Origin of the sequence: Pseudomonas fuscovaginae SE-1 (genome assembly GCF_000364705.1) — a bacterium.
GTDB classification, from domain to species: Bacteria; Pseudomonadota; Gammaproteobacteria; order Pseudomonadales; family Pseudomonadaceae; genus Aquipseudomonas; species Aquipseudomonas fuscovaginae_A.
Genome location: NZ_AQOH01000297.1, coordinates 1 through 21,874, shown reverse-complemented (window position 1 = coordinate 21,874; position 21,874 = coordinate 1). Strand labels below are relative to the sequence as shown.

Sequence of the window (21,874 nt, the reverse complement as noted above, 5' to 3'; positions counted from 1 at the left end):
TTGTAGTCCTGGAACTGGTTGTGCGACAGGCCGCTGCCGTTCGGGGCGGCAATGTTGACGATGGGGACGCCATTGCCCGCCTGACCGAGCGTGGTCCCCGGCGCACTGACGACGATGCCGTCCGCCTGGGCCCACAGCGGTTGCCAGAACATGACGTTGGCCAGCAGGAAGGCGATCCCGCGTTTGGGCAACCCGAGGAAATGGTCACGGTTTTTCAGGGCCGCAGAAGGCTGCCCCGCCAGGAAGGCGAACTGACGAACGTCCATGTAGTGTCTCGATGCACGAAGGCGATTAGGAGTTCACAACGCAGGGCTCATCTTGGAAATGAGCGAAGAAATGCGTGATTCCTCGAAACAGAGAGTGATATCAATATAGTGGCGCGATAGTAGAGAGACATAACAATGGCGTCAACAAATGCTCAGTAGTGTTTCGATTTCGATACATTCAAAGTCGACGAAAGGTAACCGGGCTCGAGACGACCCCTGAAAGTGCGCATGAGAGCAAAGGACGAAAGGGGAAAACCCGAAGACTGCGAAAAGCAGGACACCTGGCTTTTCCACAGACGAAAAAAAATCCGGAAATCCTCACTGTCGTGGGCCTTCCGGATTCTTCGAGTACTGCTGAATATGGTGGGTCGTGTAGGATTCGAACCTACGACCAATTGGTTAAAAGCCAACTGCTCTACCAACTGAGCTAACGACCCGCTGTGTGGTGGCGCGTATAATACTGATTTATAACGGGAATTCAACACCCTACGCGAAAAAAATCAAAAATATTTCGTGGGGTCGTCGATTCCGGCCGCGGTGAAGCCCTCCGCACGCAGGCGGCAGCTGTCACATTTCCCACAGGCAAAGCCGTTGGCATCCGCTTGGTAGCAGGATACTGTCAGCGAATAGTCGACACCCAGGCGCACACCTTCACGCACGATATCGGCCTTGCTCAGGTTCTGCAGCGGTGCCTGGATACGGAAACCATCACCCTCCACCCCCGCCTTGGTCGCCAGGTTGGCCAGGGTTTCGAATGCCTCGACGAACTCGGGACGGCAATCCGGATAGCCGGAGTAATCCACGGCGTTCACGCCGATGAAGATGTCCCGCGCCCCCAGCACTTCGGCCCAGCCCAATGCCAGGGACAGGAATACCGTATTGCGTGCCGGCACGTAGGTGACCGGAATGCCCTCGCTCGGTGCTTCCGGTACATCGATGGAGCTGTCGGTCAGCGCCGAACCACCAATACCGTTCAGGTTCAGGCCGATCACCTTGTGCTCGATCGCCCCCAGGTCACGGGCAACCCGCTCTGCCGCCTGCAGCTCGGCACGGTGACGCTGGCCATAATCGAAGCTCATGGTGTAGCAGCTGTAGCCCTGGGCACGCGCCATGGCTACCACGGTCGCCGAGTCGAGGCCACCGGACAGCAGGATTACCGCTTTCTTTTCAGTGCTTGCTTGAGTGGTCATGTCAGCGCCCCGGCTCGTCATTCCAAAGATATTTGTGCAATTGCATCTGCAAGCGTACCGGCAGGTTGTCCGCAACGATCCAGTCCGCCAGCTCGCGGGCCGGCAGGTCGTGGTGGCTCGGCGAGAACAGCACTTCCCCCGCCCGCTTCTCCAGACCGTACTGGATCAGCTTGGACACCGACCAGTCGTAGTCTTCGCGCGAACAGATGACGAACTTGACCTGGTCGTTGGCGGTCAGTTGCTCGATGTTCTCGTAGCGGTTGCGGTGGACCTCCCTGGAGCCCGGGGTCTTCAGATCGACCACCCGGCTGACGCGGGTGTCCACCGGCGAAATATCCATCGACCCACTGGTCTCGATGGACACCTCGTAGCCGGCATCGCAGAGTCGCTTGAGCAGGGGAATGGCGTTGGGCTGGGCCAGCGGCTCGCCGCCCGTCACGCAGACGTAGCGCGGCCGGTAGCCGGCAACCTGTTCGAGGATGCTATCGAGCGACATGATGCTGCCGCCACTGAAGGCGTAGGCGCTGTCGCAATATTGGCAGCGCAGAGGGCAACCCGTCAGGCGCACAAAGACCGTGGGCAGCCCAGCAGTCCGCGTTTCACCCTGTAACGAGTAAAAAACTTCGGTGATTCTCAATGTGTCTTGCATATCCGCCACGGGCGTAACAGCTAAACAGGCTGTCCGCCTCCGTCAGGCACCGCCATGAACCTGCAATCGCACAGTCCAGAACGGCGTATTTCATAAAAAGGGCAACAATTCTAACGAAAAAACCCGCGACAAGCGCGGGTTTCTTGATTCGGGTCGTCGGCGTCTTACATACGCTGCAGATCCCGCTGGGCCAACTGGGCTGCAGAGGTCCCAGGGTATTGGGATACGACCTGTTGCAGGATGCCCTTGACCTTGTCGGTGTGACCCAGGCGACGTTCTACGTCAGCCAGCTTGTACAGCGAATCAGGCACCTTGGCATGCTTGGGATACAACTGGCTGACCTTGGCAAAGGCCTGGCCGGCACCTTGCAGGTCGCCCTTGGCCAGGTTCACTTCACCCAACCAGTACTGGGCGTTGCCGGCATACTGGCTGTTCGGGTACTTGCGCAGGAAGGCACCAAATGCCTGGCTGGCCTTGTCGAAATCCTTGGCCTTGATCAGGTCGAAGGCAGCATCGTAGTAGAGCTTTTCCTTCGCCGGATCGCCAGGTTCGCTGCTGGCCGCTGGGGCCTGGGCAGCCGGTGCCGCACCGGCGGCGGCATTCGTGTTGCCCCCGCTGGAAGAATTGTCAGGAGCCGCAGCCGCCGGAGCGACGCCACTGCCTATGCGCCGGTCAAGATCCTGGTATCGCTCCAGGTTTTCCTGCTTCATGCGCGCTATATCATTTTGCAAAACCTCGATCACGCCCTGTTGTTGCGCAATCTGGTCCTGCATGCGTTGCAACTGGTTGAACAGTTCGCCCTGTGCCGAGACAGGAGCCGCAGCCCCTGTCCCGGCATAGGCGCCGTTCGTACCGTAACCCGCTGGCGGATAACTTCCACCGCTATTGTTATAGCCGGAGTTGTCATCGACCACAGGAACCGCAGCCCATGCCGCAAGCGGCATGAGGCTGAGAGCCAATACAGTTACAGCACGACGGCACGTTCGCATGACGAATTACTTACGCAGTTCGACGCGACGGTTTTGAGCCCAGGACTGCTCGTCGTGGCCAGTGGCGACTGGACGCTCTTTACCGTAGGAAACCAGCTCCAGTTGAGCTGGGGAAACACCTTGCAGAACCAGGTAGCGCTGAACGGCTTTCGCACGACGCTCGCCCAGTGCCATGTTGTACTCACGAGTACCACGTTCGTCGGTGTTGCCTTCCAGGACAACGCGGTTGCCGTTGGCTTTCAGGTCCTTGGCGTGAACGTCCAGAGCGCGCATGGCTTCTGGCTTCAGGTCCGAGCTGTCGTATTCGAAGTAGAAGGTGGTGATTGCGCGCAGAGCGGCTTCTTCGCTCAGGGAGCCGTCGACTGCACCGGTGTTTGCACCGTAGCCAGCGTTAGGATCAACAGCGCCTTGACCAGCGTTGTCGCCGCCTTTGGACGAGCAACCTACAGCTACAGCCATGGCCAGAGCCAGCGCAGCAAATTTACCAAACTTCAGCATTTCCATCGTGAAACTCCTAATGAACCCCAGTGTGTTAAGTAAAACGTATAGCGCCGCGTCAGTTCAGGTAAGGGGACCAGGAAGGTTCTCTGACTTCGCCTTGAGCGGTAGGAAGCGGGAGCCTCACGCGTCCGTTGATGGACACGAGCATCAAGACTCCCCGGCCCTGCTGGGCGGTGGCGTAGATTACCATGGTGCCGTTGGGCGCAACAGTAGCTGACTCATCAAGGTTGGTGTCTGTAAGGATTTTTACAGTACCGCGCTGCAAATCCTGGGCAGCTACCCGGAAGTTGGTGAAACCGTCCTGGCGATGGATCATCACCAGTGTCTTTTCATCAGCCGACAGTTTCGGGTTGGCGTTGTAGTTGCCGATGAACGTCACGCGCTCGGCCCCACCACCATTGATGTTGGTCTTGTAGATCTGCGGCTTGCCGCCACGGTCGGAGGTGAAGTAGATGGTCGAGCCATCCTTGCCCCAGAACGGTTCAGTGTTGATGCCCTGACCACTGGTCACGCGGCTGATCTGGCGCGAGGCCAGGTTCATCACGTAGATGTCCGGGTTACCGTCCTTGGACAGCACGAACGCCAGGCGGGTACCGTCCGGCGACCAGGCTGGTGCACCGTTCAGGCCTTCGAAGTTGGTCAGCTGTTCACGGCGACCGGTATCGATGTGCTGGATGAAGATGCGCGGACGCTTCTGCTCGAACGAAACATAGGCGATACGCTTGCCATCCGGCGCGAAACGCGGCGACAGGATCGGCTCGCGCGACTGCAGCAGGGTCACTGCACGAGCGCCGTCATAGTCGGAGCGCTGCAGGGTGTAGCGCGTGTTGTTCACCGAGAAGCGTTCGGCAGTCACGTACAGCATGCGGGTGGAGAACGCACCCTTGATGCCGGTGAGCTTTTCGAACGACTGGTCGGAGATGTAGTGCGCCATGTCGCGCAACTGGTCGACGCTGCCCGAGACGCTGCCGGTCAGCACCTGCTGCTCGGTGGCGACGTTGAACAGGGCGTACTGCACCTGCAGGCGACCACCGGCCGGCACGATGCTGCCGACCATGATGTACTGGGCACCCAGGGCCTTCCAGTCACGGTAGATGATTTCGCCGGCCTGGGTCGGCAGGCTGATCATGTTCTGCCGCGGGATCGGCGAGTAGTAACCGGAGTTACGCAGGTCGTCGCCGATGATCTGGGCCATGTCGTCGGGCAGCACGCTGCCGCCCTGGAAGCCGAACGGCACGACGGCGATCGGGGTCGCCCGATCGGTGCCGCTGGTGACCAGAATGTTCTTTTCATCTGCCACTGCCATCCCTGCCAGGCAGCAGATCAGGACAAGCATTCCTCGAAGAAGGTTTCTCACAAGGCTAGATCCTCAGGTGTAAATATCATCTTGAAGGAACGATAAGGAGCAAGATCGCTCGGTTTCATCCCCTGCATTTCCATCAGGCAACCAATACTCTTGACCACCGCTACCGCCGGGCCATCACCCCTGCGGTCTTGAGACAACCCAGGGGCGATAGCATTCGAAAGAGACGCCTTACGGTGCCAGATCGTCAGGAGTGAAGGTCATCTTGAACGAACGATAAGGAGCAAAGTCGGCCGGTTTCAATCCCTGCATCTCCGTCAGACGACCGATGTTCTTGACCGCCGCTACCGCAGAGGCGTCGAACGGACCATCACCGCTGCCCTTGACCACCGAAACCGTCGTCACTGTACCGTCAGGCAACATGCCGATCTGCAACGTCACCGCCATGCCCTTGCGTGCCGAAGGTGGACGCGTCCAGCCTTCCGCCGCCCGGATGCGAATCAGATCGTCGAAACTGCCCGCGGTCTCATCGCCCTGTTCATCCGCCAGGGCCTGCTGACGCTGCGGCGTATCGGAAAGCAAGTCGGCCAGTGCCTGCGCCTTCTTCTCTTCAGCGGCCTTGCGTGCGGCGTCCTGCTTCTTCTTGGCCGCATCGGCTGCTGCTTTCTTCTTCGCGTCTTCGGCGATTTTCTTCTTCGCCTCTTCAGCTTCAGCTTTCTTCTTGGCGTCTTCCGCGGCTTTCTTCTTCGCGTCTTCGACTATCTTTTTCTTCGCTTCTTCAGCGGCCTTCTTCTTGGCCTCTTCTTCAGCGGCCTCCTTGGCTTCTTCCTCGGCCTTCTTCTTGGCTATGTCAGCCTGTTTCTTCTCTTCGGCCTTCTTGGCTTCGGCAGCCTTCTTCGCGTCGTCGGCCTTCTTGGCTTCATCAGCCTTTTTCGCCTCTGCCGCCTTCTTGGCTTCTTCGGCCTTTTGAGCCGCCTCTTCTTTCTTTTGTTCCGCCGCCTTTATCTCTTCCTGCTCGACCTTCTTCTGTTCCAACTGCTCGACTTCGGTCTGGCGCGCGGCGGATTTCTTCGCCTCACCCGCAATCTTCTGATTGGTCTGGGTGGTTGCCTGGCTTTTCGATTTCAGTTGGTACAGGGTCGCCTGGACGAGCGGTTTGGCCGGGGGCAGTTCCGGAGTCATGGCGAAGCTGACGAACAGCAGGCCAAAGATCAGGACGTGCAGGCCAATCGCCCAGACGCTGGGCCAGAAGTAGCTTTCCGAGGCGGACGGCTCTCTCTGTTGGTGCATCAGGGCGCCTCGGTAATCAGACCGACGTTACCGACACCCGCTTTCTGCAGACCACCCATGGCACCCATGACGGCACCATAGTCGACACTCTTGTCGCCACGAATGAAGACCTGGGTGTGCTTGCCGGCTTCGTTGCCGGCACGAATGATCTTGGTGACCGCATCGGTCATCTGCGGCAAGGTCATCGCCTTGTCCTGCTGCTTGTCGGTGTCGACTTCGCTGCCAAGGTTCCAGTAGTAGGTCTTGTCAGCCTTGATCGAAATGGTCAGGACCTGGGTGTTGTTGTCCTGCGGCAAGGCTTCACTGGAAACCTTGGGCAGATCGACCTTCACACCCTGGTTGAGCATTGGTGCGGTCACCATGAAGATAACCAGCAATACCAACATCACGTCGATGTATGGCACCACGTTCATCTCGGCGACCGGCTTGCGTTTGTGGCGAACTCGGGCCATGGGGATCTACCTGCTTACTCTTCGCTGGTATGCACTTTACGGTGCAGGATCGCCTGGAACTCATCGGCGAAGGTGTAGTAGCGACCAATCAGGTTTTCACCCCGGGCCGCGAAACGGTTGTAGGCGACAACGGCCGGGATCGCGGCGAACAGGCCGATCGCGGTGGCCACCAGGGCTTCGGCAATACCGGGAGCCACGGTGGCGAGGGTCGCCTGCTGGACTGTGGCCAAGCCGCGGAAGGAGTTCATGATCCCCCATACGGTACCGAACAGGCCGACGTACGGGCTGACCGAACCGACGGTAGCGAGGAACGGCAGGCTCTGTTCGAGCTTTTCCTCTTCACGGGAGATGGCCACGCGCATGGCACGGGCGACGCCTTCCATCACCGCTTCAGGTTCGACGCCTGGCTGCTGGCGCAGACGGGAGAACTCCTTGAAACCGGCACGGAAGATCTGCTCGACACCCGAATCCGGATCCGGGTTGCTGCCGGCCTGACGGTACAGCTTGGACAGGTCGATCCCCGACCAGAAGCGCTCCTCGAAGCTCTCCAGGGCACGACGACCGGCGCGCAGCAGGTTGCTGCGCTGGAAAATCATGATCCACGAGGTGACTGAGGCAGCCACCAGAATCAGCATGACCAATTGCACCACGATGCTGGCATTGCTGACCAAACTCCACATGGAGGAATGGTCGACGACGTTAGCTTCCACGCTTTATCTCCTGCTCTAAGTGAGTACCCGCGCCGCTTGTGTCGGCAAAGGCCGATCGCAAGGTTTCTGGAATGGCCCGGGGTTTCAAACTGTCGGCGCGCACACAGGCCACCAGGAACTGCCCTTCGCAGAGCAGCGTTAAATCCGTTGCACGACGAACCTGCTGCTTGAAACGCAGGCTCGCACGGTTCAGTTCAATGACATCCGCACTGACCAACAGCTCGTCGTCCAGTCGCGCCGGCACGTGGTAGCGCGCTTCGCTGGAATGCACGACGAACAACAGGTTCTCCCCCACCAGCTCGGACTGGGCAAAGCCCAGCTCCCGTAGCCGCTCGGTTCGAGCCCGCTCCATGAACTTTAGGTAATTGACGTAATACACGATGCCGCCGGCATCGGTGTCCTCGTAATAAACGCGACAGCGATGTGCGAACGACTGAAGCCCGTTTTGCGCGCGCATACTCTAGTGCTTACTCCTCGGGTTGCCAATCCGGCCAGGCAACTGTTTTTCATACTTATACGACTTTTCACATGAAGATTCGTGGTGCCAGCTCCTAGGACAGCGCGCAGCACGAATAAATCGGTCCCGGTCGCCCATCAGTCATCCAGCACATCGAGAAATGCATCTGCGGCAGGCGCTTCACCCAGTCGCGACGGCACGTTCAAGCCGAAGTGCAGGTACGCGTGCCGGGTCACCACCCGCCCACGCGGCGTACGCATGATGTAGCCCTGCTGGATCAGGTATGGCTCCAGCACATCCTCGATCGTATGGCGCTCCTCGCCGATCGCCGCCGCCAGGCTGTCGACCCCTACCGGGCCGCCGTCGAACTTCTCGATCATGGTCAGCAGCAGGCGCCGGTCCTGATGGTCGAAACCGTGCTCATCGACATCCAGCAGGTTCAGCGCCAGGTCCGCCACCCCCTTGGTGATGTGCCCCCTGGCCCGCACCTCGGCGAAATCGCGCACCCGCCGCAACAGGCGATTGGCGATCCGCGGCGTACCGCGAGCGCGCCGGGCAACCTCGAAGGCACCTTCGGCATCCAGCGGCAGGCCGAGAATCCCCGCCGAACGGCTGACGATGGTCGACAGGTCGGCGGTGTTGTAGAACTCAAGACGCTGGACGATACCGAAGCGGTCACGCAACGGGTTGGTCAGCATGCCGGCGCGGGTAGTCGCCCCGACCAGGGTGAAGGGCGGCAGGTCGAGTTTGATCGAACGTGCCGCCGGGCCTTCGCCGATCATGATATCGAGCTGGAAATCCTCCATCGCCGGGTACAGCACCTCCTCGACCACCGGCGAAAGACGGTGGATCTCGTCGATGAACAGCACGTCGTGGGCTTCCAGGTTGGTCAGCAGTGCCGCCAGGTCGCCAGCCCGCTCCAGCACCGGCCCGGAAGTGCTCTTGATCGACACGCCCATTTCCTGGGCGATGATATTGGCCAGGGTGGTCTTGCCCAGCCCTGGCGGGCCGAAGATCAGCGTGTGGTCCAGGGACTCGCCGCGTGCCCGGGCCGCCTGGATGAACAGCTCCATCTGCTCCCGGACCGTGGGCTGGCCGATGTATTCGGCCAGGCTAAGCGGACGAATCGCACGGTCCTGGACTTCCTCGCGGTCACGGCCGCTGGAAGCGGCTATCAAACGATCGGCTTCAATCACTTAAATCATTCCCCTCAGGGCACGGCGGATCATTTCTTCGCTGCTCAAGCCTTTTTCCTTGATGGCGGACACCGCCTTGCTCGCTTCCTGCGGCTTGTAGCCCAGGGAGATCAGCGCACTGACCGCATCGGTCTCGGCACTGGCGACCGGCGCCGCCGGCGCTCCGTCCGGCTGGTTCGGCACCAGGGCGAAGATGCTCGGCACGGTTTCCCAGGCCTTGAAACGGTCCTTGAGTTCGACCAGCAGGCGCTCGGCGGTCTTCTTGCCGACCCCCGGCACCTTGACCAGCGCCGAAGTGTCCTGGGCCGCCACGCAACGCACCAGCTCATCGACTTCCAGGCTGGACATCAACGCCAGTGCCAGCTTGGGCCCGACACCGTTGAGGCGGATCAGCTCGCGAAAGAAATCGCGCTCGCGCTTGCCAACGAAGCCATAGAGTAACTGGGCATCCTCGCGCACGACCAAATGCGTATGCAACGTCAGTGGTTCGCCGACCGACGGCAAGCGATAGAGCGTGGTCATGGGGACCTCCACCTCGTAGCCCAGGCCATTCACATCGAGGATAAGGTGCGGCGGCTGTTTTTCAGCCAGGGTGCCGCGCAAGCGTCCAATCACGTATCGGGTCCTTATTGCCGGCCTGGCCGGTGGCTGATGGAACGATAGACCCGCCATCATCCGGCACCAGGCTCTATCGGCAAGCGAAATTGTTTAAGTTGATGATGCTATCAGAGACGCAGGCGACCGCCACGGGTCCTTGCCGCCCCCAATCCATGCGGCAACAGGCTCGACCGGGTATGAGCATGACACAGGGCGATCGCCAGGGCGTCGGAGGCGTCGACCTGCGGCTTGCTGGTCAGCTTGAGCAGGTGCATCACCATCAGCATCACCTGTTCCTTGTTGGCACCACCGGTACCAACGACCGCCTGCTTGACCTGGGTCGCGGTGTATTCGGCGATCTCCAGGTTCTCCTCGGCACCGGCCACGATCGCCGCGCCACGGGCCTGGCCAAGCTTGAGCGCCGAGTCGGCGTTCTTCGCCATGAACACCTTTTCGATGCCCATGGTCACCGGGCCATAGGTCTGGATCACCTCGCGCACGCTGCGATAGACCACCTGCAAACGCTCGTGCAACTCACCGCTGCCGGTACGGATGCAGCCCGACGCCACATAGACACAACCACGCCCGGTATCGCGCACCACACCGTAACCGGTGATCCGCGAACCTGGGTCGATACCAAGAATAAGAGTCATAACGCCTGCGGTTCGATCGAGAAAGCCTGCCAATGACGCGCAGTATCTACTGTATATGCATGCAGGTCGATAGAGGACTGTCAGGAGGTCGGTTACCCAGCTCCGGACAGCAGAATTCAGCCCCTGCCGGAACAGGGGCCGCGTCCATCAGCCGAGCTGTTCCAGTACCGCCTGCGGAATGTCGGCGTTGGAATAGACGTTTTGCACGTCGTCCAGGTCTTCGAGCATGTCGATCAGCTTCAGGACCTTCTCCGCGCCTTCCAGGTCGAGCTCGGCGCTGGTGGTCGGCAGCATGACGATTTCCGCGTCGCCCGCCTTGAAACCGGCCGCCTCCAGGGCGTTGCGCACGGCGTAGAAACCGGAGAACGAGGTGAACACGTCGATGGAGCCGTCGTCGTTGGTCACCACGTCATCGGCATCGGCCTCCATCGCCGCTTCCATCAGCGAGTCCTCGTCGATGCCCGGTGCGAACGAGATCTGCCCCTTGCGCTCGAACAGGTAGGCCACCGAACCGTCGGTGCCAAGGTTGCCACCACACTTGCTGAACGCATGGCGCACGGCGGCGGCGGTACGGTTGCGGTTGTCGGTCATGCACTCGACCATCACCGCCACGCCGCCGGGGCCGTAGCCCTCGTAGCTCAGTTCGACCATGTCGTCGGTGTCGGCGTTGCCGGCACCGCGGGCCACCGCGCGATCGATGATGTCGCGGCTCATGTTGGCGCCCAGGGCCTTGTCCAGCGCCAGACGCAGCCGTGGGTTGGAACCCGGATCGGCACCACCCTGGCGGGCTGCGACCGTCAGCTCACGAATCCACTTGGTGAAGATCTTGCCCTTCTTGGCATCCTGACGTTCTTTGCGGTGCTTGATGTTCGCCCACTTGGAATGACCCGCCATAACTCGCTCCGATGCTCTTTGAAATATTGCCGTGAAACATTGCCCGTCGCGCCATCGACGTCGACCGGCAAACAGAAATTTCGAACCTTATAAAAGAAAGGGCGCATCCAAGGATGCGCCCGCAAGGACCGGATTACTCCGCCTTGGGTGTCTCGCGCAGGCGAATGTGCAGTTCGCGCAGGGCCTTGGCGTCCACCAGACCTGGCGCCTGGGTCATGACACAGGCCGCGCTCTGGGTTTTCGGGAAGGCGATCACTTCGCGGATCGACTGGGCGCCGGTCATCAGCATCACCAGGCGGTCCAGACCGAAGGCCAGGCCACCATGGGGTGGAGCACCGTACTTCAGGGCGTCAAGCAGGAAGCCGAACTTCTCTTCCTGTTCCGCTTCGTTGATGCCCAGCAGACGGAACACCGCCTGTTGCATTTCCTTGCGATGGATACGAATCGAACCGCCGCCCAGCTCGGTACCGTTCAGGACCATGTCGTAGGCACGCGACAGAGCACCGGCCGGGTTGGCCTCCAGCTCTTCAGGAGTGCACTTCGGCGCGGTGAACGGGTGGTGCAGCGCGGTGAAGCTGCCATCATCGTTCTCTTCGAACATCGGGAAGTCGACGACCCACATCGGTGCCCACTCGCTGGTGAGCAGTTCGAGGTCGTGACCGACCTTGATCCGCAGCGCGCCGAGGGCCTCGCAGACGATCTTGGTCTTGTCGGCACCGAAGAACACGATGTCGCCATCGACCGCGCCGACGCGATCGAGGATCACGTTCAGGTTGGCCTCGGGGATGTTCTTGACGATTGGCGACTGCAGGCCTTCCACGCCCTTGGCGCGCTCATTGACCTTGATGTACGCCAGGCCCTTGGCACCGTAGATGCCGACGAACTTGGTGTAGTCGTCGATCTTGCTGCGCGGCATGCTCGCGCCGCCCGGCACGCGCAGTGCGGCGATACGGCACTTCGGATCGTTGGCCGGGCCGCTGAAGACCTTGAATTCGACGTCCTTGAGCTGGTCGGCAACGTCGACCAGTTCCAGTGGGATACGCAGGTCCGGCTTGTCGGAACCGTAGCGGCGCATGGCCTCGTCCCAGGTCATGTGCGGGAATTCGCCGAATTCCAGACCCAGGACTTCCTTGAACAGGTTGCGGATCATGCCTTCGGTCAGGCCCATGATGTCCTTTTCATCGAGGAAGCTGGTCTCGATGTCGATCTGGGTGAATTCCGGCTGGCGGTCGGCACGCAGGTCTTCGTCGCGGAAGCACTTGGCGATCTGGTAGTAGCGGTCGAAGCCGGCGACCATCAGCAGTTGCTTGAACAACTGTGGCGATTGCGGCAGGGCGAAGAAGCTGCCGGCGTGGGTACGGCTCGGCACCAGGTAGTCGCGGGCGCCTTCCGGAGTCGCGCGGGTCAGGATCGGTGTTTCGACGTCGAGGAAGCCGTTCTCGTCCAGGTAGCGACGGATGCTGGTGGTCATGCGCGAACGCAGGCGCAGCTTCTCGGCCATTTCCGGACGGCGCAGGTCGATGAAGCGATAGCGCAGGCGGGTTTCCTCGCCGACGTCGGAGTACTCGTTGAGTGGGAACGGCGGGGTTTCCGCCTCATTCAGCACTTCCAGCTCGTAACCCAGGACTTCGATCATGCCCGAAGCCATGTTGGCGTTGCCGGCACCGGCCGGACGCAGGCGCACCTTGCCGGTGATCTTCACCACGTACTCGCTGCGCACACGGTCAGCGGTGGCAAAGGTCTCGGCGCGGTCCGGGTCGAAGACCACCTGGGCCAGGCCTTCACGGTCACGGATATCGAGGAAAATCACCCCGCCATGGTCGCGACGACGGTGGACCCATCCGCAAAGGGTGACTTCCTGGCCTTCCAGGCTCTCGTTCAGTTGGCCGCAATAATGGCTGCGCATCATGGTCGTGGTTTCACTTCTCGTAATTCGAATTCGGTGGAGGTCTGGCACAGCAAAGTGTCCCTGGCGTGTCAGAGCCCGCTCGTGTCGCTCATTTTCAGTCGGCTTTGTCGCCACCGGCCAGGTTTTTCTTGGCGCCGGTCTTGAAATCGGTCTCGTACCAACCGGTACCGCTGAGGCGGAAGCCGGGCATCGAAAGCATCTTCTTCAGCTCTGGCGCCTGGCAGGCAGGGCAATCGACCAGAGGAGGAGCGCTGATTTTCTGAATGGCTTCCAGCTGATGACCACAGGAAGCGCATTGGTAGTCGTACATGGGCATGGGGCGTCTCGACAATCAGATAACGACATCACTGCTGCCCGAGCCCAGAGTCGGGCCATGCAGCAAAGAGCGGGATTATATCTGTTAAATCGAGGCTTTGCAGCCGTAACACCGGCCATCGCGCCAGCCCTGCGACGACCAGCGGCCCGCGACCCGAGCGAGCCCACTCACCGCGAATGCTGCAAACCACCCAACGTCAGCAAATGCACCATGCAGACGACACGAATCAGGCCGCTGAAATTTTTCACCCCCCCATACCGCAGATGCACTTCCATATCGACATTGGACAGCAACGCATTGACCGTGCACTGGTTGATCCCGGCCATGTCGGCCAATACTTTCCAGTACACTTCCTCAAGCCGCAGGCAGGTCGCGAATCCGTTCAGGCGAACGGATCGTGACACCGGCTTGGCCAATCCGATATCAAACTCCAGCAACATGGGATCGGGCCTGGTCTTGCGCAGCAGACCGGACTCCCCCCCACACTGTTTCAACTGCACCATCTTCCTCGCACTCCGTCGCTGCACGCCCTTGAACAAGGGCGCTCTTGGAAAATCTCGCTTACATAAAACCGCAAGCAAAATTCCTTATCCAGCAGACCGGACCACCGCCTGCGTAGGATGAAGCGACCAGAAAACGAGGAACGTCGGCGCCCGACGGCGCGAACCGAGCCGGCACGGGCCACGCTCGAGCGCCGCCGGCAAGCGCACGGACGAGCCGGCAGTCGCAGGCATCACTCTTCCAGCAGGGCCCGCAACATCCAGGCGGTTTTCTCATGCACCTGCATGCGCTGGGTCAGCAGGTCGGCGGTCGGCTCGTCGCTGACCTTGTCCAGCAGCGGGAAGATGCCACGCGCGGTGCGGGTCACCGCCTCCTGTCCCTGCACCAATTGCCGGATCATCTCCTCGGCGCTCGGCACGCCCTCTTCTTCCTTGATGGAAGACAGGCGGGCATAGGTCGAATAGGTACCCGGAGCCGGAAACCCGAGCGCCCGGATCCGCTCGGCGATCAGGTCCACCGCCAGCGCCAGTTCGTTGTATTGTTCTTCAAACATCAAGTGCAGGGTCCGAAACATCGGACCGCTGACGTTCCAGTGGAAGTTGTGGGTCTTCAGATAGAGTACATAGGTATCCGACAACAGACGGGAGAGTCCTTCGACGATGGACTTGCGGTCCGCTTCGCTGATACCGATATCAATAGCCATATGCATCCCCTTGACGTGATTGAAGTCACACCTTGAAGGTGTAGGAGCACTCTAGCAAGACTCGCCGCCCCGTGCAGCACCGGGGCCCTGCGCCCCAGAGCCCTCCGCGCTCCCTGCCAAGACCGCTCAAGCCGTTGATTTGAGAAGGCCCGGGCTTTGCTGTTAAATAGACAGCGTGTCGTCATGCCGCACCCTGGCACGACGCATAGGCTGTTAGAACACGTGCTCAGCGCCTCACCTTTTTTTGTCAGAAGCGAACCGTGGGCTGCCAGCTCTTCCGTGCTATCAATCTTGAGTGAGTCAATCAAATGTTGAAAATCGTCCACCTGCTAACGGGCGCCGTTGCCCTGCTGCTTTCCTTTATACCCAGCCTGCGATCCGAAGCACTGCCTTACCTGCAACAACCCGATGCGCTTTATCTGGCATTCTTCGGCTTGCTCAACCTGATCCTCGCGCCGGTGATTCCCTACTGGAACAAGGGTCCTCGTCATCAACTGCAAAATCTGGTCAGTGCCCTGCTGATTCTGGCGGTCGTGCTGCAGATTCTGGTACTGCTCGCCCCCCTGCCGATGATCGCCGGCCAGCCTGCCGTACTGCTGAGCCTGGCGGCCGCGGTGATTGCCGTACTGCTGCATCTGGCGGTCAGCTTCTACAAGTCCTCGCCCTCCACAGCTTCGCCCAACTACGACATGAGCAACCGCGATACCGGTACCGTGAAGTGGTTCAACACCTCCAAGGGTTTCGGCTTCATCTCACGCGATTCCGGCGATGATATCTTCGTGCACTTTCGCGCCATTCGGGGTGAAGGCCACCGCGTCCTGGTCGAAGGCCAGCGCGTGGAGTTCTCGGTGATGAACCGGGACAAGGGCCTGCAGGCCGAAGACGTGGTGGCGGCATCGCCGCGTCGCTGAACCTTTTCGACGCTCGAAAAAAACCGCGATGCCGTCGGACGGCTCGCGGTTTTTTCATGCCTGCCAACCCGGCATGGCCTGTTTCAGTAGTGAGGCGGCGGCGCCTCATCCTCGGCAATGCCGAATTGCCCCAGCATTTCCTCATGACGCTTGATCAAGGCGGCCATCTGCAATTGCAGACGCTCCACTTCACGTTGCTGCGCCACCAGCACATCGTTCAGCGCCTGGATGGTGTCATCCTGGAACGCCAGGCGGGTTTCCAGTTCGGTAACACGCGCATCCAGGCTCATGACGACACCTGCACATAGGAAAAGCCTTCGGCCAGTGCCGCCTTCAGCCGCTCGCGAATTTCGGCAACCTCCACCTCGGCATAAGGCCTGGCCGGATGCTTGCCCCAGACTGGAGCAGGCCAGGCGGCATCGCCCCGATGACGAACGATGACATGCATGTGCAACTGGCTGACCACGTTACCCAAGGCCGCGACATTCATCTTGTCCGCCTTGAAGACCTGCTTGAGGGCCTGGGCCAGCGCATTGGTCTCCTGCCACAACTGCGCCTGGTCCGCCGCATCCAGCTCGAACACCTCGCTGATCTCCGCACGCCGAGGCACCAGGATGAACCAGGGATAGTTCGAATCGTTGGATAACAGCAGGCGACACAACGGAAAGTCGCCCATCGGCAAGGTGTCTTGTTGAAGACGCGAATCGAGAACGAACACCGTAAACACTCCTGCTTGACTGAATGGGCCTGCTCGGGCCGCGGTCCGACGACGGCCGCCGCGCAGACAATGCGCTCAGGATACCCGCCTTCGCCCGCCAGTTCACCGTAAGGCTGCCGATAGGAGCGAATGATTCCGCCCCGCGACCGGTCTCCCCGGATCATCACGCACCATTACGGACCCGCTACGCACCGTTCTCGGCCGGCCGAAAAAAATGCCGCCGCATAATCAAAGCGTCATCTTTTCCTGAAAACCTCTGCTGATGCGCCATGTAGTCCCTGGCAGAGCCTTTCACGGGAAAACGGTGACTGTACGATCCGCAACAGCCCACAGGCAGCCCTGCACCAAAAACACACAGAGCGACTATTCTTGGTGCACCTTTTGCCCACCGTTTACCCCATCGACGGTGTGAACCGGTAACGTTTTTGGCTTTTTTCAGGTAATCAAGGGATTAGCAGCACAAGGGAAAGTAATACGTCAAGCACCATGAGCCACCGGGCTGCCCCCAGGCTTTATAAGGGTTTCAGCGTGACCGAACAGTCAGGGAAATATTTTCTGGCGATTTTTCGACTTTGTGCATGCTTGTTGCATTGAGTTACGCCACAGTCGCCACAGAGGGCCTGATCGGACGCTGAAGCTCCGCGACACGGTAACAACGCAGTACAGTGCAACCAGGGACAGTTCGGCGCTTGAACCTATGTGCTTTTTATCTATGCTCAGGGGTCCGACAACTGCGCTGAAGTTGCACAGCCAACGCAAGGCTGTGTATTTGCGACATGGAGCGAGCTTTTTGCGACACGCTCGTAAAGAAGCCGCAAGGATAGGTGAGCAAGTATCGCCAAGTTTGTCAGCGTGATATAAGTTTGCGCCGACACAAAAAGAAAGAGCCGCCCAGATAAAAATACAGGTGGGACGGCAGTACTCTTCCTAAAAACCAAAGGAGCAAATCACGATGCGCGTGATGAAGTGGAGCATGATCGCCCTGGCCGTTTCGGCAGCAGGCACTCAATTGGCAATGGCCGAACCTTTCGTGACCGACCAGGCCGATGCCAAGGGTTTCGTTGAAGGCGCCTCGGCAGGCGTGGTTCTGAAGAACTACTACTTCAACCGTGACCGCAAGAACACCGCCAAGGACCAGGAAGACTGGACACAAGGCGTCCTGGGCAAGTTCAGCTCGGGCTACACCCAAGGCACTGTCGGCGTGAAAGTCGAAGCCTTCGGAGACGCTGGCTACCTACTGCGCGGCAAAGACTCGGAATCCGGTTCGGGCAACATGAGCCGCGACGCAAATGGTAAGAACAACGACAGCTTTGGCAAGGCTGGTGCTGCTATTGCCGCACGCATCTCCAAGACCGAACTGAAATTCGGAGACTTCAGCCCAAGCACTTCCCCAGTCTTCGCCGTCGGCGGCAGCCGTCTGTTCCAGCAGACAGCTCGTGGCTTCCAACTGCAGAGTAGCGAAGTTAAAAACCTCGACCTGGAAGCCGGCCATTTCTACGCAGGCAGCAGTCAGGACCAGACCTCTATGCAGCAGAAGCTGCGCACCGCTTACGCTGATACTGCGATCGAGGTCAAAAGCATCGACTACGCGGGCGGCAAGTACGGCATCAACGAAAACCTGACCGTGTCGCTCTATGGCGCCAAGGCAGAGGACATCTGGAACCAATACTACGGTAACGTCAACTACACCCTGCCAGTAGCCAGCGACCAGTCGTTGAATTTCGACTTCAACATCTACCGTACCACCGATACCGGATCGGCTCTGGCTGGTGATATCAACAACACCACGTACTCCTTTGCCACCGCATACTCGTTCCTCAACGCACATACTGTTACCCTGGCGTACCAGAAGGTACACGGCGATACACCGTTCGACTACATCGCTGTGGGTGACCGCTCCAACCGCGGCGGCGACTCGATCTTCCTCGCCAACTCCATCCAATACTCTGACTTCAACGGCCCTGAGGAGCGCTCCGTTCAGGCACGCTATGACCTGAAGATGGCCGAATATGGCATTCCTGGTCTGAGTTTCATGGCTCGCTATGTCCATGGTGAAGGGATCGACGGCAGCCACATCGCGTCCAACAGCCCTTACGCCATCTATGGGTATGGTAAAGATGGCCACCACTTCGAGACCAACCTGGAAGCTAAATATGTTGTCCAGTCTGGTCCTCTGAAAGACCTGTCCTTCCGCGCTCGTCAAGCCTGGCACCGTGGCAACGCCGACCAGGCTGAAGGCAACATCAACGAGTTCCGCCTGATCACCGAGTACCCACTCGACCTGATGGCTATCGCCAAGAAGTAATAGCGATACTCGCTTAAAGAAAGGCCCATCCCTGTGATGGGCCTTTTTTATTGCATGGATGGAAAACAAACCGTCGTAAACTACTTAGTAGCCAGCTAACAAAAACAACTCATCAGACTTGAAGATCGCGCCAGTATTTATCCTTCCCGATATCCTTCGGCTCCAATGGAAAGCCCTCCCCGCCCGAAGCACTCATTAAAAGGCGGGCAATAAAAAGGGGCCCTTTCGGGCCCCTCCCATTCATATCTGACTGTTTGGACAGATATGGACCGGCTTATTTGACCGGCGCTTCCTGCATCACCCGAATCACCCGCTGCGGAAACGGAATATCGATGCCCGCTTCCTTGAGGCGATCCCGTGCATGTTCATTGAACTTGAACATCAGGTCCCAGTAATCGGACGTCTTTGTCCACACCCGCAGGGAAACGGTGATCGAACTGTCGCCCAACGCCGAAACCACGGCCGCCGGCGCCGGGTCGGCGAGCACGCGCTCATCCTTGGCCAGTTCCAGCAACACTTCACGCGCCTTCTGCAGGTCGGCCTCGTAGTCCACCCCTACATCGAACACCACCTTGCGCGTCGGCTGACGGTTGATGTTGGTGATGATCCCGTTCGACAGGCTGCCGTTGGGCATGATGACCGTCTGGTTGTCGCCGGTACGCAGGATGGTATGGAAGATCTGGATATTGTCGACAGTACCGGTAACGCCCTGCGCGGTGATCGTGTCACCGATGCGGAACGGCCGGAACATGAGGATCAGCACGCCACCGGCGAAGTTCGCCAGGCTGCCCTGCAAGGCCAGGCCGATCGCCAGGCCGGCCGCACCGATCGCCGCGACGAACGAGGTGGTCGCCACGCCGATCATCGACGCGACGCTGATGCTGAGCATGACCTTGAGGGCGATATTCGCCAGGGTGCTGATAAAGCCCTGCAGCGCCAGGTCCGCATTGCGCAATGCCAGCAACTTGCCGAGCTTGTCGGTCAGCCGGTTGATCAACCACCAACCGATGAGCAGCGTGACGACAGCCAGCAGCACCCGGCTGCCGTATTCCATGATCATCGGAACCCAGGCCTGGGAAGCCTTGATGAGATGATCCATTTCCGCGTTCAGATCCATTGTTCTCTCCTGTTATCGTGCGATTGCCCGGCAAAACGATCGATCCCCGCGGGCTCAACCGTTTCTGCCGCGCCTGGGCCCTCCGACGCCGATAACTTCCAGAGGTTCCCTGGCGGACCGGATCAGTCGCGGAAGTTGTTGAACTGCAGCGGCAGGTCGAATTCCTTGGCCCGCAGGTTGGCAATCGCCTCCTGCAGATCGTCGCGCTTCTTGCCGGTCACGCGGACCTGTTCACCCTGGATGGCGGCCTGAACCTTCAGCTTGGACTCCTTGATGTGGGCGACAATCTTCTTCGCCATCTCCTTGTCGATGCCCTCCTTGAAGGTCGCATCCTGCTTCATCACCTTGCCGGAAGCGTAGGCATCCTTGACCTCCAGGCATTTCACATCGATCTTGCGCTTCACCAGGGCCATGCGCAGGATTTCCAGCATCGCCTCCAGTTGGAACTCGGCCTCGGCCGTCATGCTGACGGTCTGTTCCTTGTCCTTGAATTCGAAGGAGCCTTTGCCCTTCAGGTCATAACGGCGGTCCAGCTCCTTGACGGCGTTCTCGACGGCGTTGGTGACTTCGTGTTTGTCCAGTTCGGATACCACGTCGAACGACGGCATGCGATTTCTCCAAATTTAATCTGGGCGCGCCCGATACCGATGGAGCGCGCCGGGTTTGACGGTTAAAATCCGCGAGCATTATAACGGTTCTTCCTCCCACTCATTCACTTAAGAGCCTCCCATGCCTAACCCGGATCTGAGCATTTTGCTGGTGAGTGATGGTCATCTGGTCAGCAGCGCCCTTGGCGGCAGCCTCCAGCGTGCGGGCTACCAGGACATACGCCAGGCCAACGATGCGGTCCTGGCCCTGGAACAGATCGACCAGCGTGCGGCCAGCGTGGTGATCTGCGCCGGCGAGTCCGGGCTGAAACTGGCGGAGAAGGTCCGGCTGCGCGACGAGATGAACGATCACTACACCTATGTGTTGCTGATCAATGCCGACGCACCGCTCGCGCTGCTCGACGATGCGTTGCCCAACGACATCGACGACCTGATCGCCCCCGAGGATATCGAGCGCCTGTTGCTGACCCGGGTTCTGGCCGCCGACCGCCAGTGCAACACCCTGCAGCGGCTGCGCCAGGAAAACCGCCTGTTGCGTCAGAACATCGCCAGCCTCGAACAACGCAACCTGGTCGACTCCCTGACCGGTCTGGGCAACGCCCGCTACCTGCGCCAGAAGTTGACCGACAGCCTGCGCCAGGTGCAGGCCCGGGGCGGCGCGATCTGCTACCTGTTGATCGGCATCCAACAGGCGGGCGAACTGCAACGCGAGTACGGCAACGACTTCTACGACGAGCTGCAGCAGGGCATCGCCCGCCGCCTGCAGCAACTGGTGCGGCCGCTGGATGTGCTGGCACGCCTGGACGACCAGCACTTTGTGCTGATGACCATGCCGCCCGACCTGCGCGACTGCGCCCCGAGCAGCTTCAAGCGCCTGTATGACGGCCTGAATCTCAAGCCGTTCATGACCAACGAGGGGCCGGTCGAAGTGAAGGCCGGCATCAGCCTGGTGGGCCTGGACAGCAAGTGCCTGCCGCTGGACCAGCAGACCCTGTTCGACGAAGCCGCGCAACTGCTGGCGCAGTCCTATGCCGACGGCGTGGTCAGCGCCAAGCGCCTGCCGGCTCGAGACTGATGAACGGCACCTGGCACGTCCTCGGCGCCGGCAGCCTGGGCAGCCTGTGGGCCGCCCGCCTGGCCCGCGCCGGGCTGCCGGTCAGGTTGATCCTGCGGGACCCGGACCGGTTGGCGGCCTACGAAGCCAGCGGCGGCCTGACCCTGGTCGAACAGGGCCGGCCCCAACGGTTCGCGATACCCGCCCAGACCGTCGACGCCGCCGAGCCGATCACCCGCCTGCTGGTCGCCTGCAAGGCCTATGACGCGCCAGCCGCGGTCGCCAGCCTGATCCCACGCCTGGGCGACAATGCCGAGTTGATCCTGCTTCAGAACGGCCTGGGCAGCCAGGACGCCGTCGCAGCCCTGGCGCCAGGAGCCCGTTGCATCTTCGCCTCCAGCACCGAGGGCGCGTTTCGCGAGGAAGACTGGCGGGTGGTGTTCGCCGGCCATGGTTTCACCTGGCTCGGCGACGCTGCCCGGCCCCTGCCACCCGTATGGCTGGACGACCTGACACGGGCGGGTATCCCCCACGAGTGGAACACCCAGATCCTCACCCGGCTGTGGCGCAAGCTGGCGCTGAACT

General features: G+C 60.2%; 25 protein-coding genes, 1 tRNA gene and 1 pseudogene. 4 read left to right on the top strand and 23 right to left on the bottom strand.

Annotated features, from left to right (window positions below; all coding sequences use genetic code 11):
* The 19 genes and pseudogenes from K675_RS0124195 to K675_RS0124105 all read right to left on the bottom strand — a co-directional run.
* Positions 1-266, bottom strand: a pseudogene (locus K675_RS0124195) (filamentous hemagglutinin N-terminal domain-containing protein); the annotation flags it as partial.
* Between the two features lie 361 nt (positions 267-627).
* Positions 628-703: transfer RNA gene (locus tag K675_RS0124190), tRNA-Lys, on the bottom strand.
* A gap of 63 nt (positions 704-766) precedes the next feature.
* Positions 767-1,456 (bottom strand): 7-cyano-7-deazaguanine synthase QueC, encoded by a 690-nt coding sequence (queC, locus tag K675_RS0124185; protein WP_017906052.1) that lies wholly within the window; start codon positions 1,454-1,456, stop codon positions 767-769.
* Between the two features lies 1 nt (position 1,457).
* Positions 1,458-2,105, bottom strand: a complete 648-nt coding sequence (gene queE, locus K675_RS0124180; RefSeq protein ID WP_026145501.1) for a 7-carboxy-7-deazaguanine synthase QueE — start codon at positions 2,103-2,105, stop codon at positions 1,458-1,460.
* 164 nt (positions 2,106-2,269) lie between these two features.
* Complete coding sequence (gene ybgF / locus K675_RS0124175) at positions 2,270-3,094, bottom strand: tol-pal system protein YbgF (RefSeq protein WP_026145500.1); 825 nt, start codon at positions 3,092-3,094, stop codon at positions 2,270-2,272.
* Positions 3,095-3,100: 6 nt separating this feature from the next.
* Positions 3,101-3,598, bottom strand: coding sequence for a peptidoglycan-associated lipoprotein Pal (pal, locus tag K675_RS0124170; protein WP_010444246.1), 498 nt, complete (start codon positions 3,596-3,598; stop codon positions 3,101-3,103).
* A gap of 52 nt (positions 3,599-3,650) precedes the next feature.
* The gene (gene tolB, locus K675_RS0124165) at positions 3,651-4,901 is read right to left on the bottom strand and encodes a Tol-Pal system beta propeller repeat protein TolB (protein WP_017906049.1); all 1,251 of its coding nucleotides are present in this window, start codon (positions 4,899-4,901) and stop codon (positions 3,651-3,653) included.
* 228 nt (positions 4,902-5,129) lie between these two features.
* Positions 5,130-6,188 (bottom strand): cell envelope integrity protein TolA, encoded by a 1,059-nt coding sequence (tolA, locus tag K675_RS0124160; protein ID WP_017906048.1) that lies wholly within the window; start codon positions 6,186-6,188, stop codon positions 5,130-5,132.
* Positions 6,188-6,640 carry a protein TolR gene (gene tolR, locus K675_RS0124155; RefSeq protein WP_010444249.1) on the bottom strand — a complete coding sequence of 151 codons (453 nt, stop codon included), beginning with the start codon at positions 6,638-6,640 and terminating at the stop codon, positions 6,188-6,190. The genes tolA and tolR overlap by 1 nt, the downstream gene beginning before the upstream one ends.
* 14 nt (positions 6,641-6,654) lie before the next feature.
* Positions 6,655-7,350, bottom strand: coding sequence for a protein TolQ (tolQ, locus tag K675_RS0124150; protein WP_017906047.1), 696 nt, complete (start codon positions 7,348-7,350; stop codon positions 6,655-6,657).
* A complete protein-coding gene (ybgC, locus tag K675_RS0124145) occupies positions 7,340-7,807 on the bottom strand; it encodes a tol-pal system-associated acyl-CoA thioesterase (RefSeq protein ID WP_017906046.1) in 468 nt (155 codons plus the stop codon). The genes tolQ and ybgC overlap by 11 nt, the downstream gene beginning before the upstream one ends.
* Positions 7,808-7,944: 137 nt before the next feature.
* Positions 7,945-9,003: a Holliday junction branch migration DNA helicase RuvB gene (gene ruvB / locus K675_RS0124140; protein ID WP_017906045.1), complete on the bottom strand. Its 1,059-nt coding sequence runs from the start codon at positions 9,001-9,003 to the stop codon at positions 7,945-7,947.
* A complete protein-coding gene (gene ruvA, locus K675_RS0124135; RefSeq protein ID WP_017906044.1) occupies positions 9,004-9,618 on the bottom strand; it encodes a Holliday junction branch migration protein RuvA in 615 nt (204 codons plus the stop codon).
* Between the two features lie 110 nt (positions 9,619-9,728).
* On the bottom strand, positions 9,729-10,253 hold the full coding sequence (ruvC, locus tag K675_RS0124130) for a crossover junction endodeoxyribonuclease RuvC (RefSeq protein ID WP_017906043.1): 525 nt from the start codon (positions 10,251-10,253) through the stop codon (positions 9,729-9,731).
* 147 nt (positions 10,254-10,400) lie between these two features.
* Positions 10,401-11,147, bottom strand: a complete 747-nt coding sequence (locus K675_RS0124125) for a YebC/PmpR family DNA-binding transcriptional regulator (RefSeq protein ID WP_017906042.1) — start codon at positions 11,145-11,147, stop codon at positions 10,401-10,403.
* A gap of 133 nt (positions 11,148-11,280) precedes the next feature.
* Entirely contained in the window at positions 11,281-13,056 is a 1,776-nt protein-coding gene (gene aspS, locus K675_RS0124120; protein ID WP_017906041.1) for an aspartate--tRNA ligase, read from the bottom strand.
* A gap of 94 nt (positions 13,057-13,150) precedes the next feature.
* The gene (locus K675_RS0124115) at positions 13,151-13,372 is read right to left on the bottom strand and encodes an FmdB family zinc ribbon protein (RefSeq protein ID WP_026145498.1); all 222 of its coding nucleotides are present in this window, start codon (positions 13,370-13,372) and stop codon (positions 13,151-13,153) included.
* A 167-nt stretch (positions 13,373-13,539) separates the two neighbouring features.
* The gene (locus tag K675_RS0124110; protein WP_017906039.1) at positions 13,540-13,875 is read right to left on the bottom strand and encodes a ribbon-helix-helix domain-containing protein; all 336 of its coding nucleotides are present in this window, start codon (positions 13,873-13,875) and stop codon (positions 13,540-13,542) included.
* 230 nt (positions 13,876-14,105) lie between these two features.
* Positions 14,106-14,576 carry a Dps family protein gene (locus K675_RS0124105; RefSeq protein ID WP_010444259.1) on the bottom strand — a complete coding sequence of 157 codons (471 nt, stop codon included), beginning with the start codon at positions 14,574-14,576 and terminating at the stop codon, positions 14,106-14,108.
* 308 nt (positions 14,577-14,884) lie between these two features.
* On the opposite strand from K675_RS0124105, the gene K675_RS33925 reads away from it, so the two are divergent.
* Complete coding sequence (locus tag K675_RS33925; protein ID WP_017906037.1) at positions 14,885-15,487, top strand: cold-shock protein; 603 nt, start codon at positions 14,885-14,887, stop codon at positions 15,485-15,487.
* Between the two features lie 83 nt (positions 15,488-15,570).
* On the opposite strand, the gene K675_RS0124095 is transcribed toward K675_RS33925, so the two are convergent.
* Both K675_RS0124095 and K675_RS0124090 read right to left on the bottom strand, forming a co-directional pair.
* Entirely contained in the window at positions 15,571-15,777 is a 207-nt protein-coding gene (locus K675_RS0124095; protein WP_017906036.1) for a SlyX family protein, read from the bottom strand.
* The gene (locus tag K675_RS0124090) at positions 15,774-16,205 is read right to left on the bottom strand and encodes an HIT family protein (protein ID WP_017906035.1); all 432 of its coding nucleotides are present in this window, start codon (positions 16,203-16,205) and stop codon (positions 15,774-15,776) included. Before K675_RS0124090 ends, K675_RS0124095 begins: the two co-directional genes overlap by 4 nt.
* A 952-nt stretch (positions 16,206-17,157) precedes the next feature.
* Between K675_RS0124090 and K675_RS0124085 the strand changes: the two genes are divergently transcribed.
* Entirely contained in the window at positions 17,158-18,510 is a 1,353-nt protein-coding gene (locus tag K675_RS0124085; protein ID WP_017906034.1) for an OprD family porin, read from the top strand.
* A gap of 274 nt (positions 18,511-18,784) precedes the next feature.
* Here K675_RS0124085 and K675_RS0124080 read toward each other — a convergent pair whose 3' ends face one another.
* Positions 18,785-19,627, bottom strand: coding sequence for a mechanosensitive ion channel family protein (locus K675_RS0124080; RefSeq protein ID WP_017906033.1), 843 nt, complete (start codon positions 19,625-19,627; stop codon positions 18,785-18,787).
* Positions 19,628-19,749: 122 nt separating this feature from the next.
* Complete coding sequence (locus K675_RS0124075) at positions 19,750-20,235, bottom strand: YajQ family cyclic di-GMP-binding protein (RefSeq protein WP_017906032.1); 486 nt, start codon at positions 20,233-20,235, stop codon at positions 19,750-19,752.
* Between the two features lie 121 nt (positions 20,236-20,356).
* Between K675_RS0124075 and K675_RS0124070 the strand changes: the two genes are divergently transcribed.
* Positions 20,357-21,310: a GGDEF domain-containing protein gene (locus K675_RS0124070; RefSeq protein WP_017906031.1), complete on the top strand. Its 954-nt coding sequence runs from the start codon at positions 20,357-20,359 to the stop codon at positions 21,308-21,310.
* Positions 21,310-21,874, top strand: a 565-nt coding sequence (locus K675_RS0124065; protein ID WP_017906030.1) for a 2-dehydropantoate 2-reductase N-terminal domain-containing protein, incomplete at its 3' end; no start/stop codon positions are given. The genes K675_RS0124070 and K675_RS0124065, both read left to right, overlap by 1 nt.